11 protein-coding genes are annotated in these 13,441 nt (G+C 61.4%); 3 read left to right on the top strand and 8 right to left on the bottom strand.

Annotation, left to right across the window (positions count from 1 at the left end):
* Nucleotides 1-78 precede the first annotated feature (78 nt).
* Nucleotides 79-1,203: an acyltransferase gene (locus tag HYE77_RS20365; protein WP_177069228.1), complete on the bottom strand. Its 1,125-nt coding sequence runs from the start codon at nucleotides 1,201-1,203 to the stop codon at nucleotides 79-81.
* A 360-nt stretch (nucleotides 1,204-1,563) separates the two neighbouring features.
* Between HYE77_RS20365 and gltS the strand changes: the two genes are divergently transcribed.
* Nucleotides 1,564-2,775, top strand: a complete 1,212-nt coding sequence (gene gltS / locus HYE77_RS20360) for a sodium/glutamate symporter (RefSeq protein WP_087693957.1) — start codon at nucleotides 1,564-1,566, stop codon at nucleotides 2,773-2,775.
* Between the two features lie 23 nt (nucleotides 2,776-2,798).
* Here gltS and HYE77_RS20355 read toward each other — a convergent pair whose 3' ends face one another.
* The 6 genes from HYE77_RS20355 to HYE77_RS20330 form a co-directional block, all read right to left on the bottom strand.
* Nucleotides 2,799-3,890: a carboxylesterase gene (locus HYE77_RS20355; RefSeq protein WP_250884727.1), complete on the bottom strand. Its 1,092-nt coding sequence runs from the start codon at nucleotides 3,888-3,890 to the stop codon at nucleotides 2,799-2,801.
* A gap of 214 nt (nucleotides 3,891-4,104) precedes the next feature.
* Nucleotides 4,105-5,364: an FAD-binding oxidoreductase gene (locus HYE77_RS20350; RefSeq protein ID WP_177069227.1), complete on the bottom strand. Its 1,260-nt coding sequence runs from the start codon at nucleotides 5,362-5,364 to the stop codon at nucleotides 4,105-4,107.
* Nucleotides 5,365-5,367: 3 nt separating this feature from the next.
* Complete coding sequence (locus tag HYE77_RS20345) at nucleotides 5,368-6,939, bottom strand: aldehyde dehydrogenase (NADP(+)) (protein ID WP_177069226.1); 1,572 nt, start codon at nucleotides 6,937-6,939, stop codon at nucleotides 5,368-5,370.
* Between the two features lie 179 nt (nucleotides 6,940-7,118).
* Nucleotides 7,119-8,066, bottom strand: coding sequence for a dihydrodipicolinate synthase family protein (locus tag HYE77_RS20340; protein WP_087693960.1), 948 nt, complete (start codon nucleotides 8,064-8,066; stop codon nucleotides 7,119-7,121).
* A gap of 38 nt (nucleotides 8,067-8,104) precedes the next feature.
* Nucleotides 8,105-9,031, bottom strand: a complete 927-nt coding sequence (locus HYE77_RS20335; protein WP_177009387.1) for a 4-hydroxyproline epimerase — start codon at nucleotides 9,029-9,031, stop codon at nucleotides 8,105-8,107.
* 30 nt (nucleotides 9,032-9,061) lie between these two features.
* Nucleotides 9,062-10,678, bottom strand: coding sequence for an APC family permease (locus HYE77_RS20330; protein ID WP_177020887.1), 1,617 nt, complete (start codon nucleotides 10,676-10,678; stop codon nucleotides 9,062-9,064).
* Between the two features lie 211 nt (nucleotides 10,679-10,889).
* On the opposite strand from HYE77_RS20330, the gene HYE77_RS20325 reads away from it, so the two are divergent.
* Nucleotides 10,890-11,666, top strand: coding sequence for an AraC family transcriptional regulator (locus HYE77_RS20325; protein ID WP_177069225.1), 777 nt, complete (start codon nucleotides 10,890-10,892; stop codon nucleotides 11,664-11,666).
* Nucleotides 11,667-11,929: 263 nt separating this feature from the next.
* On the opposite strand, the gene HYE77_RS20320 is transcribed toward HYE77_RS20325, so the two are convergent.
* Complete coding sequence (locus HYE77_RS20320) at nucleotides 11,930-12,844, bottom strand: SGNH/GDSL hydrolase family protein (protein ID WP_177069224.1); 915 nt, start codon at nucleotides 12,842-12,844, stop codon at nucleotides 11,930-11,932.
* Between the two features lie 165 nt (nucleotides 12,845-13,009).
* On the opposite strand from HYE77_RS20320, the gene HYE77_RS20315 reads away from it, so the two are divergent.
* The gene (locus tag HYE77_RS20315; RefSeq protein ID WP_177069223.1) at nucleotides 13,010-13,435 is read left to right on the top strand and encodes a GNAT family N-acetyltransferase; all 426 of its coding nucleotides are present in this window, start codon (nucleotides 13,010-13,012) and stop codon (nucleotides 13,433-13,435) included.
* Nucleotides 13,436-13,441 lie beyond the last annotated feature (6 nt).

Below are 13,441 nucleotides of genomic sequence, written 5' to 3'. Positions count from 1 at the left end.
GCTGTCAAAAAACCGGTATTCGATTACCCGCAATGCTGCTCCGCTTAAGTGAACAGCATTGCGCATTGAGCGGGCTTTTTATTGGGATTGTCCAGGTAGCAAATTATTAGTTGGCTTTGTACTGAACAGGCCGGCAATTCTTTTTCCGAGTACGTGGGTAGGGGCTTCAACCCCCTGATGGATAAGCCAGGACAGTAAAATGGTGGCTAGTGACTGGATAACGAGGGCAGGAATCGGGCTGATCCCCTGGTCAATCATAATCCGCATCCCGACAATACCAAACGCCCCATGGCAGGCGTATAGCGGATAGCTGATATCGGCCAGAAAATTGAATACCGGGGCCCCCGTCCAGTTGCTGCAAAACAGGTAGAACATGGTAAACAGCGCAAATGCCATAAAGTAGGCAGCGATCACTTCAAACGGCCAGCCTTCAGTGAACCCGCTATACCCGAATACGCAGAGCATACAGATGGTTATGCCGAACAGCTTTTCAAGGCTTAACAGTCCACGGTAGTAATAGTTGAACGCAACGCCGATCATCATGAAAAAAATGTATTTGAACGGGAAGACGAACGCGGCCAACGGACCGGTGAGATAAATATTTCCAGGGTATAGGTTCGCGGCCAGCACAGTTGCGACGCCCAGCAACACGAGCGGCAGCAATTTTCCCTTGGTAATCATTGACCAACACAGAAGCACGATCAGGTAGAACTTGATTTCAACCTCCAGTGTCCACACCACGCCATCCAGCGGTGCGGAACTGCCAAACCAGTCTCGAAACAAAGACATTTGCGCGAGGACCTGGAGAGTCGTGTAGGTCGTGATGTTCCCCATATATGAGGCAGCTATTTCAAGGCTACCCAGGGTGATTAGAAGGCCAATGATATAAGTAGGCCATATTCGAAAAAGCCGGCCAATCACGAATTTCGTTTTCGCAAGAGCCGTTCCGCTCAGGCTGGATACCGAGATTGGAATTACCAGACCGCTGATCAGAAAGAACAATGCCACTCCGAACCCGCCCATGTTCACGTTGTTGAGCGGATTAAAGATGCTGATCATCCAGGCTGGAAAGGGTGGCTCAGCTAGGGGTGGCAGGCCACCGAAGCCACCTTTGAGGTAGTTGAACATCAGAATGTAATGGGCAATGACGACGCTGAGCGCCGCAATACCTCGCAAAGCGTTTGCGAAAGCGATCCGTTGCATGATGTTGTCCTGTTTATCATCGACGATCCTGTCGACTGGACATGATTATAGGTGGCTTTGGACAGGACGCCGGAGATTGTCAAATTCGAATGGGCGCTGAGTCGGCAGGATGCCGCGGACCTGTAAAGCGCCCGTCCAGACGCAGTTCTGCGGCCCTTGTCATGCACTCGATTTTCTCGTCGTGCCCCTTCAGATTGCGCTTCGCAAGTCTTTCGCCTGAACGTCCTGGGGATTCCGTTCGGCAACGTTAGGACTTTTCCGAGGTTAAAGATGACGTCGTACTACTACTCTTCCTGTGTTGTTCCGAAGGATCGATAGGCCTGCCCCGATTCGTCATAAATAACTACAGAGAGCTGCCCCATGCTTCAACTCGACTTCTATTCAACGCTGGTCGCCGCCTCCCTGGTGCTTTTACTTGGGCGCGGGCTGGTCGCTCGAATCGGTTTCCTGCGCACTTACAATATTCCGGAGCCGGTGGCCGGCGGTTTAGTTGTGGCGGTGCTGCTCCTGGTCCTGCGTATGCTCGCTGGCATTGAGGTCCGGTTTGATTCGTCGCTGCAGACGCCACTGATGTTGGCTTTCTTTGCCACCATTGGTTTGAATGCGGATTTCGCCAGTCTGAAGAAAGGCGGGCGGGTGCTGGGGATTTTCCTGCTGGTGGTGACGGCGCTCCTGGTGGTCCAGAACGCGATGGGGATTGCGCTGGCCAAGGCGCTGGGGCTCGATCCATTGATGGGGTTGTTGGCGGGCTCCATTACGCTGTCGGGTGGGCACGGGACCGGCGCGGCCTGGGGCGCGGTGTTCAGCGAGAAGTATGGCGTGGCGTCGGCGTCCGAACTGGCCATTGCTTCCGCGACCTTTGGCCTGGTGCTCGGCGGCCTGATTGGCGGCCCGGTCGCTCGCCTGCTGATCAAGCGCGTCCAGACGCCCGCCCTGGCGCCGGTACAACCGCTAGGGCCAAAAGGATTCGAGCAGCCGAATCAAGAGCGCATGATCACCTCCTTCTCGTTTATCGAGACCCTGGCGCTGCTCGCCATCAGCCTGCAAGTGGGCACGTTCCTCAGCGGTTTTATCCAGGGCACGGCCTTTGAGCTGCCGACGTTTGTGTGTGTCTTGTTTGTCGGTGTGGTGTTGCGTAATGGCCTGTCGGCGCTCGGCTGGCACCAGGTATTCGAGCGCGAAGTCTCGGTGCTCGGGAATGTCAGCCTGTCGTTGTTCCTGGCGATTGCATTGATGTCGCTCAAGCTCTGGGACCTCGCCGCGCTGGCCCTGCCGATTTTCATCCTGCTGGCTGCGCAGGCGTTGATGATGGCGCTGTTTGCGATTTTCGTGACGTTCCGGGTGATGGGGAGCAACTATGACGCGGCGGTCCTGGCGGCGGGGCACTGCGGTTTCGGGCTCGGTGCCACGCCAACTGCCATTGCGAACATGCAGGCGGTGACCCAGCGTTTCGGGCCATCGCAGATTGCATTTCTGGTGGTGCCGATGGTGGGCGCCTTTTTCATCGATATCACCAATGCGATCGTGATCAAGTTGTACCTGGCGCTGCCGTTCCTGGGCGTCGCGGGATAAACGCGGTTTACCGGATTTGCCGTTTAATGACTCGCCAGGTCCTGCTTGCCCAGGACCTCGTCAATCACCCCAAGCTGCCAGGTGAAATACGGATTGAACGTCAACCGCGCGTGCATCTTGCCCGGCTCACGGTAGCCCCAGTCCGAATACCACACGTCGGCCCCTTGTTCGCAGGCGCGGGTTGCGTCGTCCGTCTGGCCGTTCCAGCAAAACCGCAGGCTGCCCTGTTCGCCATACAGAGCGTTGTCGGGTGAGAACAGCAACCCCATGTGGGAGAACTGGCTGATCCGCAACTCCGGCAGGTAGTCGGTACGCGCTTTTACACGGCGGGTATCCCAGGCGCTCTCTGGCAATGTGCCGTACCAGGCGAGGCGGCTATGGGGGTTGCTGAAGCGTTGCTGGAAGGTCTCCAGCACGTAGTGCGTATCGAGTACTGAGTCGTGGGCTGCGACGGCAATGAACACCGGCTTGTCATAGGGGCGTCGCTCCAGGTCCTGGCGGGCTAGCCGGCTGCTGCGGTAGAACTGGGCAAAACCGTTGGTGGGCACTGTCATGTAGCGCACCAGGCTCTGTTGTGGCCGGCTGGCGTCTGGCGCCAGCAGCCAGGGGCGCGCCCAACTGATCAGGGGTGTCAGCCAGTCGTAGGTCATGCTGGACTGGAACGCGGGAGAGAACAGCAGCAGCCCCGCGACGTCGTCGTGTTTGTAGGCGTAGTCGAGTACCAGGTTGGCGCCGGTGGAAAAGCCGCCGAGGTAGATTTCTCCCACCTCTGCGCGAAGGATCGCAGCCTGTTCGTCCACCACCCGGCGCCAGTCTTCCATGCGCACCTGCAGCATGTCGGCCGGTTGCGTGCCGTGGCCGGGCAGCAGCACGGTCCTGACCAGAAAGCCGCGGGCGGCCAGTGCGCTGCCGATATCGTGGAAAGACCAGGGTGAGTCGCCCAGGCCATGCACGAGAATGATCCCGCGCTTGGGGGCACCAGCCGGGCGCCATTCCTGCGGGGCGTTCCAGTTGAGTTCGGCATCCTTGTCGGTGCCCTGGAAGTCACGATGGTCCCGCAGCCATTGCAAGGTAGCGGCGCGATACGCTTCGAATGACTTCTGGCCAAGCGGCATGCCCGGTTCTGCCAGGGCTGTCGTGCAGAGCAATAGGGCGAGCATGCCGCAAGCAACGCTTCGGAGCGTTCTGCGCATCGATGGACGGGGCTGCATACAGGTGTGGTTGTTCAAGGCAGGTTCTCAACGGAGCGTAACCGTAAGGTCATGCACGATAATGACCTGCCTTGTATCGCCGAAAGTGCGAAACAGTAGCAAGACGTTTCCGATGATCTCAGAAACGATCCAGCCGGTAGGGCTCAAGCGCCGGCAGCCCGTTGGACGCGGCCGCAGGCGATGCCAGCCGTGCAATCAACTCCGCCGTCACCGCAGCCTGCGTCAGGCCCAGATGCTGATGCCCAAAGGCAAGCAGCACCTTGCCCTCGCACACCTTGTCGATAATCGGCAGCGAGTCCGGCAGGGAAGGGCGAAACCCCATCCACGGCGTCGCGTCCTCGGCACTCAAGTCACGACGAAACAGCCCCTGGCTCAGTCGATGCAACTGCCACGCGCGTTCCATGTTCGGTGGGCGATCAAGGCCGGCGAACTCCACGGTACCTGCCAGCCGCAATCCGCCGTCCATGGGCGTCATGATGAACTTGCGCTCCAATGACGTGACCGCAAACGGCAACCGTCCATGCTCATGGGGCAACATCAGGTGATAGCCGCGCTCTGTATCCAGCGGGACCTTTTTGCCAGTCAGTGCGCCGGTCAGGCTGGCTGAGTGCGCACCGCATGCGATCAACACCTGGCGCGCGGCCACGGTGCCTTGGTCGGTCCGCAATGAAACACCGTGCTCGTCCAGCTTCCCGCCCACGACCTGACGCTTGAGAAATTGCACCCCGCTGGCCTTGGCCGCCTCCATCAGCTCGCAAACCACCCCATAGGGATCGAGAAAATGCCCGGTGCGTGGAAAAAACAACCCGCCCTGAATCCCTTCGCTGAGTTGTGGCGCCGCGTCCTGCACCACGCTGGCGTGCCAGTGGTCCACCGGCACTTCCTGCTGACTCATGCGTGCCTGCAATGCATCAATGGCCTGTCGCGACTCGGCGCGCTCGAAGACCAGCAACGAGCCGTCTTCGCGCATCAGGTGCGGGCGCTCGATGCTGCCCAGCAGCCGGTGCCAGGCGCCCAGGCTGCCTTCATTGAGCGCGCGGATCCCGGCGACGGTGCGCTGGAAGGGCGCCGGGCGCAGGTTCAGCAGCAGCCGGGTAAACCACGGCAGTGCACGCGGCAGGTATTTCCAGTCCAGGCGCAGCGGGCCCATCGGGTCCATGAGCATGGCGGGCAAACGCGACAGGATCGACGCATCCGCGATGGGGAACACTTGCTCGGTCGCCAGGTGGCCGGCATTGCCGAACGAGGCGCCGTGGCCGGGTTCCTGCTGATCGATGATGACCACCCGCCGGCCCTGGCGCGCCAGTTGCAGCGCGCAGGCGACGCCGATGATGCCGGCGCCCACTACGGCGACATCTGGCATGACGTTATCGGACATGTTCTAGGCTTCCCTCTGACCGTCGAGCAAGCGCCGCAGCAGCAATGGGTTGCCGTGTTGCAGGGCCGTCGGCAGCAAGCTATCCGGGAAATCCTGGTAGCACACCGGCCGCAGGAATCGCAGGATCGCGGCGGTGCCCACCGAGGTGGTGCGTGAGTCCGAGGTGGCCGGGAATGGTCCTCCGTGCACCATCGCATCACACACTTCAACACCGGTCGGCCAGCCGTTGACCAGCAGGCGGCCGGCCTTGCGTTCCAGGGTCGGCAGCAGCGCGCGGGCAGTTGCCAGGTCGTCGTCATCCAGATGCAGGGTTGCGGTCAGTTGGCCCTCCAGGTGTTCGCTGACCTGGCGGACCTCATCGACGTTGGCACATTGCACGATCAATGACGTGGCGCCGAATATCTCGGCTTGCAGGCTGTGATTGGCGAGAAAGTCCCGGGCCTGGGTCACGAACAAATGGGCCTGTCCCTGGTTCGGCCCTTCTGCCGGCAGACCGGTACCTGCGAGCTGAGCATGCCGGGTCAGGGCGCTGACGCCGTCTTCGTAAGCCTTGAAGATCCCCGGTGTCAGCATGGTCTGGGCAGTGCTGTATCGAAGCAGGTTGGCAGCCGTGCCGACGAAGTGGTCCAGCGCTTGCCCTGCAACGGCAATCACCAGCCCGGGGTTGGTGCAGAACTGGCCGGCACCCTGGGTCAGGGACGCGACAAAACCTTGTGCCAATGCTTCACCGCGTGCGCTCAACGCAGCGGGAAACAGGTAGACCGGATTGATCGAGCTCATCTCTGCATACACCGGGATCGGCTCGGGGCGCGCCTGGGCCGCCTGGCACAAGGCAATACCGCCGCTGCGCGAGCCGGTGAAACCCACGGCCTTGATGCGCGGATCGCAGACCAGCGCGATACCGACCTCGCGGCCCGAGCCATACAACAGCGAAAACACACCCTCAGGCAGGCCACATTGCTGAACGGCCCGGGCCACCGCGCGGCCCACCAGTTCGCTGGTGCCAGGATGCGCGCCGTGTGCCTTCACGATCACCGGGCAACCGGCCGCCAGTGCCGACGCGGTATCACCGCCCGCCACCGAGAATGCCAGCGGAAAATTGCTTGCGCCGAACACGGCCACCGGCCCCAGCGGTACGTGGCGTTGACGCAGGTCCGAGCGAGGCAGCGGCTGGCGTTCCGGTTGTGCAGTATCCACCCGCACATCCAGCCATTCACCCGCGCGCACGGTGCGGGCAAAGGTGCGCAATTGCTGGCAGGTGCGCCCGCGTTCGCCCTGGATGCGTGGGCGGGGCAGGCCGGTCTCGGCCATCGCCCGTTCAATCAGTTCATCGCCCAGGGCTTCGATTTCGTTGGCGATGGTTTCAAGGAATTCGGCGCGAGCCGCCAACGGCGTTTCGCGATAGTTATCGAAGGCGCTCCAGGCCAACGCACAGGCGTGTTCGACATGTTCGGCGGTGCCGCCGGCGTAGGCGGGTTCCAGCGCAAGGTTGGTGGCAGGATTGATCGCCCGGATGGCCTCGCGGCTGCCTGGAATGGAGTGCTGACCAATCAGCATGGTGCCCGTCAGAGTCATGGCGTAGTCCTGGAAAGTAAAGATTGGCTTGGCGAAGAGAATCCACTGTGGGAGCTGTCGAGCCCCAGCGAGGCTGCGATGCAGGCGCTGCGGTCTGGCAGGTACACCGCAGTGATCCCATCGCAGCCTCGCCGGAGCTCGACAGCTCCCACATTTGATTTTTGCTGCCTTGAATAGTGTTAAGCGACGTTCTGCTCGGCCGACCAGTTGGCGTACCACTGGCGGAACAGCGCGTACTGGTTCTCTGCATAACGACGCTGGGCATCGCTGAGGGCATCGGTCTCGTTGAAGTGCAGGGTGTATTCCTTGTCGCCGTTGAGCACCATCAGATGTTTGTAGAACAGCACCAGGTCGCAGCCTTCGTCGAAGGACGACAGCACCGCCAGCGCCGACTCCAACTCCCGCGCCTGGCGACGTGCAGTGGCGTCGCCCTTGGCGGCTTTCTTGCTCAAGGCCACCAGTTGCAGGACTTCCCGTGGCAGTGCATTGCCGATGCCGGTGATTGCGCCGGTGGCGTTGCAGTTGACGAAGCCGTGCACCACTTGGGTATCCACGCCGACCATCAAGGTCACGTCATCGTCCTTGGAGGTGATGTGTTCGGCCGCGTAGCGCAGGTCTGCAGCACCGCCGAATTCCTTGAAGCCGATCAGGTTCGGGTACTCGCGACGCAGTTCGAAGAACAGGTCGGCGCGGGTGGCGAAGCCGTAGTAAGGGCTGTTGTAGATCACCGCCGGCAGGTTTGGCGCCGCCTTGAGGATGGCTGCAAAGTGATCCTTTTGCGCCGTCGCCGATGCGCCACGGGACAGCACCCGCGGGATGACCATCAAACCATGGGCGCCGACCTTCGCCGCATGCGCTGCATGGGCCACGGCTTCACGGCTGTTGACCGCGCCGGTGCCGACGATGGTCGGCACACCGGCGGCCACCAGGCGCGCCACGCCTTCCTGGCGCTCGGCCTCGGTCAGCAACGGCCAGTCGCCCATGGAGCCGCAGTACACCACCGCGCTCATGCCGATATCGATCAGTTCGCGGCCCTTGGCGACCAGTGCGTCAAAGTCCGGTTTGCGCTGGGCGGTGCACGGCGTCATCAATGCAGGGATGCAACCGGTGAAGATAGTGGTATTCATTGTTTCAGCTCCAGTTTGATTGAAGGGGCGGGGGCGGTTCAGATGCCCCACGCGAAGGGGTCCTGTTCGTCGATCAGCAAGGTGCTGTCGGCGGTCATGTAGGCGCGGCCGGTGATGGAAGGGCGCACACGTTCGCCCTCCCATTCATAGCTGCCTTCGAATTGGCTGCCGGTGATGCTGGCTTGTATCCACGGCTCACCGGCGGCGAGTTTCCCGTCGGCCGCCAGGCATGCGAGCTTGGCGCTGGTGCCGGTGCCGCAGGGCGAGCGGTCGTAGGCCTTGCCTGGGCACATGACAAAGTTACGGCTGTCGGCCTGGGGGTCGTCGGCGAACAGTTCGATATGGTCGATCAGGGCGCCGTCTTCGCCGTGGATGCCCTGGGCTTCGAGGGCCTTGAGCATTGTCCAGGTGTAGTCGGTCAGGGCTTCGACGTTGTCCATTTCCAGTGCTTGGCCATGATCGGAAACCAGGAAGAACCAATTGCCGCCCCAGGCGATATCGCCGTAGACCAAGCCATGTCCAGGCACTTGCACCGAGACATGCTGGCGATAGCGATAGGCGGGCACATTGCGCAGCGTGACCGCGCCGTCGGCGTGCAACGTGGCGCTCACCGGGCCGACCGGCGTGTCGATCTTGTGCACCCCCGGCGCGATCTGCCCCAAGTGGTGCAACGAGGCAACCAGGCCGATGGTGCCGTGGCCGCACATGCCGAGGTAGCCGGCGTTATTGAAGAAAATCACGCCGCAGGTGGCATCGGCCGAGACCGGCGCGCAATACAGTGCGCCCACCAGAACATCGTTGCCACGGGGCTCCAGCAGGCACGCCCTGCGCCATTGGTCATGCCGGGTGCGCAGGTCGTCGAGTTTGTCGACCATGGTCTCGCCGGCCAGCGTGGGAAACCCCGTCATCACCAGGCGCGTGGGCTCGCCGCCGGTGTGGGAATCAATGATGTGCACTCGTTTCATAGAACAATCCATCCAGTGGTTGGCTGAGGCTCAGGAAGCCAGCTGTGCCCGGCCGATATCGGGCTCAGGGGCTTCGCTTTCGTCGTCTTCGGTTTCCAGGCGAACCAGGTGCGCCGGCACGCCGGTGGCCGCGCCCCAGTAATAAATCCCCAGCGCGCAAGCGGCGACGACCACGGTGTCGAACGGGTGGCTGAGGATGCCCAGGCCACCGAAGCTGCCGAGCTTCGACAGGATGATGGTCACGGCGTAGAAGCCGATCAGCCAGGCGGAGGAGCGAACCTGGCGGCCCAGGCTCAGGTGCAGGGTCGGCACAAAGCGCCCGCACAGCAGGTACACCACGAACATCAGGATTTGCAGGCCGAGCAGCCACGACACGGTGCTCCAGCCGGACCAGTAGACGATCAGCGCGGCGATGATGAACGACAGCGGGCCGAGCAGGCCCATCCACTTGACCCGGAACGGGCGCGGCAGGTCAGGCGCATTGCGGCGCAGGGCGGCCACGGATACCGGCGCCACGGCGTAGCTCAACACCAGCGCGGCGGACACCACGTTGATCAGCGCTTCCCACGACGGGAAGGGCAGGGTCCAGAACACCGACAGGCCAAAGGTCAGCCACAGCGCCGGGCGCGGGATGCCGGACTTTTCATCGATGCGGGTGAAGATCTTGAAGAAGGTTCCGGTTTGCGCCCAGCCGTAGATCACCCGTGGCGTGGCGTTCATGTAGATATTGCCGCAGCCGCTGGGGGAGATCACGGCGTCGGCGACTACCAGGTACGCCAGCCAGCCCACACCCAGGGCGAGCGCGATGTCGCGGTACGGCAGGGCCAGTTCCTTGGCGACGCCGGCCCAGCCGTTGGCGAGCATTTCGGTGGGAATGCCGCCGAGGAAAGCGGTCTGCAACAGCACGTAGATTGCAGTGGAGAGCAGCACCGACAGGATCAGTGCAATTGGAATGGTGCGTTGCGGGTTCTTCACTTCGCTGGCCACCGAGATGATCGGCGTCAGACCCAGGTAGGCGAAAATCACCCCGCCGGCAGACACGGCCATTTCAATCCCCGAAAGGCCGAACGGCGCGAAGCCCTGGGCGTGGAAATTCTCCGGCTTGAAAAAGGTGAACAGCACGCCGATCACCAGCAGCGGCACGATGAACTTGAACACGCTGACCAGGTTATTGGCCATGGCGAAGGTCTTCACGCTGCGGTAGTTGAGGGCGAAAAACAGCGAGAGCAGCGCAAACTGCACGAACCAGCCGAGGACGGTGGGGTTGCTGGAACCCGCCTGCGTCAACTCGGGAAACCACGCCGCGGCGTATTGGCGCGAGGCGACCACTTCAATTGCCACCAGGCTTGAAAACGCGATCAGCGTGATAAAGCCCATCAGGTAGCCCAGCAGCGGGCCGTGGGAATAGACCGGGTAGCGCACCACGCCGCCGGCGCGGGGCAATGCCGCCCCCAGTTCGCAATACACAATGCCCAGCAGCAACACGGCGAAGCCGCCCAGCAACCAGGAAAAAATCCCCGCCGGTCCGGCGATGGCGGAGACGTGACTGGCCGCGAACAGCCAGCCCGAACCGAAGATCGCTCCCAGTCCGATAAAGGTGAGGTCGATCAATGAAAGCTGTTTCTTGAACTTGCCTTGGGCTGACATGGCGGCGCCTTCTTGTGGGTTATTGGATAGGCATGCAGTGGCCATACAGTGAACCCATCAACGGCGCCGCGATTGATGTTTTGCGCAGGCTGCGATGACGAAATCAGCACAATTGCGAGTGCTCGACAGGGCTACCGCCATGCGGCAATCTGCTCGCCAGGCACCGCCCGCCGGGCGCCTGGCCTGTCCGCAAAATGCAGGAGAGAGCGTCATGATGCAGAGCGCGTTCGCGACCCTATGCCAAGGGAGCGAGTCGAATCGTCCACAGACCATCGAAGAATTACTGGCCGGCGTGGGGTTGCTGTTGCCGATGCTGGACGTGATTCCCAATGCCGCGATCTTTATCAAGGACGTGCAGGCGCGCTACGTATTGGCCAACCGCACCCTGGTGCAGCGGTGCGGCTTGAAGGACTTGCAACCGCTGTTGGGAAAAACCAGCGCCGAGGTATTTCCCGCGCAGTTGGGGCCCGGCTATACCGAGCAGGATCGGCGGGTGCTGGAGCAGGGATTTGTCCTCGAAGACCAGTTGGAACTGCACCTCTACGGTACCCGCGAGCCGGGTTGGTGCCTGACCCACAAATGGCCGCTGTACAGCCGCGACGGTGCAATCATCGGCCTGGCGGGCATCTCGGTCGACCTGCAAACCGCCAGCGAAACCCACCCGGCCTATCAACGGCTGGCGGCGGTGGACGAGCACATCCGGGCGCATTTCAATCGGCGGGTCACGTTGGGTGAACTGACGCGGATCGCCGGGATTTCCGTGGCGCAACTGGAGCGCTACTGCAAGCGCGTGTTCCACCTGACACCGCGCCAGATGATCCAGAAGGTACGCCTGGAACATGCGCACCGGCTGCTGCATACCGAGCTGCCGATCACTGAGGTGGCGTTGCAGTGCGGGTATACCGACCACAGTGCGTTTACCCGGCAGTTCAAGGCGTTGACCGGGTTTACGCCGCGCCAGTATCGGCAGGCGACCAGTGTGCGGTGATGTCTAATTGGATCTACGTGAATGTCATGAGCAGCGGTGGCGCCAACAAGGAGGGCGCCAACGCTCTTCGCAGTTGCGCAAACCTGGTCAGTTTTATCCCTGCCGTTGGTGCGACTTATCAAGTCGTCCAGTCCGTGCCGGTGAGTGGCTGCGTGGTGGATGTCACCGACAAAAGCACCGGGGGCTCTCCCGATTCGTTCAGAAGAGAAGCGGTTATCGGTGGGTGTTCGCCTTGGCTCAGTAGGACGGCGTCACCTGGGTAATCACTGGCCGGCCTTCAACGTTTCAAGCATCGCCTGTGCTGCCAGCGCATGCACCTTGCGCGTCGGATGCCATTCATCCCAGTAGTAATGCGCATCCGGGTTTTCACACACCGGCTTCACGTCCGGATAGGTGTGTTGGCAGGGCGTATCCAGGTCTTTCAACCCCGCCACCTGGGGAGCTGCGCGCAGCTTGTCGCTGAACGCCACGTGGTCGAAGTAGCTGATGCTGACCTGATGCGCCTTAGCCAATGTGCTCAGCACAACCGGCAGTTTTTGTTCCAGTACCTGCTGGTAGTTTTTCGCGTTCTCGACTTGATTGCCCTGCACCACGGCTGGCACATGACTCAAATCCGTGGTGCCCACTACCATCACGTGTTTTGCGCCCGCTGTAATCAGTGTCTCGGTGGCTTTCTGAATATTTGCCACGCTGTTCTGGCTGAGTACGGCAACCGACTCGGTGTGCGAGAAGTCGGCCCATTCAAAAAAGTCGTTGGCCGAGATGAAAATGAAAAACAGCGCCTTCGGGTCGGCTTTTTGTGCCTTGGCGGACTTCAGGTAGTCAGCGATCTGGCCTGAAACGCCGGTGTCGCGGGCGGGCTCCATCCAGGCGTAGTAGTTGCCATTGCCACTCTTGGCGCCGCCCACTGCGTAGTCGGTCAAGGGTGTTTTCAAGGCGTGGGCCAGGTTCTCGACGGCAGTCGGGCCATTGCTCCAGCGGCCCTTCCAGTACAACGAGCCGGGCAGTTCCTGGGCATCCTTGACCTTCAGAGTGGCCAGGGTCTTGGTGAAGCGTTCACCCGCACCGTTATCGGAGTAGCTATCGCCGAACGCATAGAGGTGATCGTAGCGGGGAGCGCCAAAGGCGGTGGAGGCGGTCAGTACCAATAGAGCGGCCAAGCAAGCGCGTAGAGTCATTGGAAATCTCCCGGGTGGTGCTCCAAGAGTACTGGCGATGAAGTGCATGCCCGCGGGCGGTTGCGACCTGTGTGTAGCTGAGGGCGCAAAGACTGTCCTGTATGCGACAGGTGGCTATCGCTGGTAGTGTCCGCAGAATTGGGCATTCACATCAGGAAGATTGAGATGGCATCAGCGATAGAGTTGTCTTTTGAAGTTACGGAGCAAGAGCGCCAGGCCATCCTTCAGCCGCTGAGGGCATACAACATCAGCCAATGCGGCGAGAACCCGTTCGAAACGTTTGGGCTGTTACTGCGTGATCCCGCCAGCCAGGAAGTGGTGGGCGGCCTGTACGGGAAAATTTCCTATGGCTGGATGTTCATTGAGCTGTTGAGCGTGCCTGAGTCAATGCGCACTCAAGGCATGGGCTCGCGGCTGATGCACGCGGCTGAGGAGCTGGCACGGGAGAAAGGGTGTGCGGGGATCTGGCTGGACACCTTCAGCTTCCAGGCGCCCGGGTTCTACCGGAAGCTGGGTTTCAGCGAGTTCGGGCATATCGCCGAGTACCCGCCAGGACACACGCGCCACTTTTTCCAGAAGCACCTGGGCTGAGGGCTA

Source organism: Pseudomonas sp. IPO3774 (genome assembly GCF_013386835.1).
Lineage (GTDB): Bacteria > Pseudomonadota > Gammaproteobacteria > Pseudomonadales > Pseudomonadaceae > Aquipseudomonas.
This window is presented reverse-complemented; position numbering and strand designations above follow the sequence as displayed.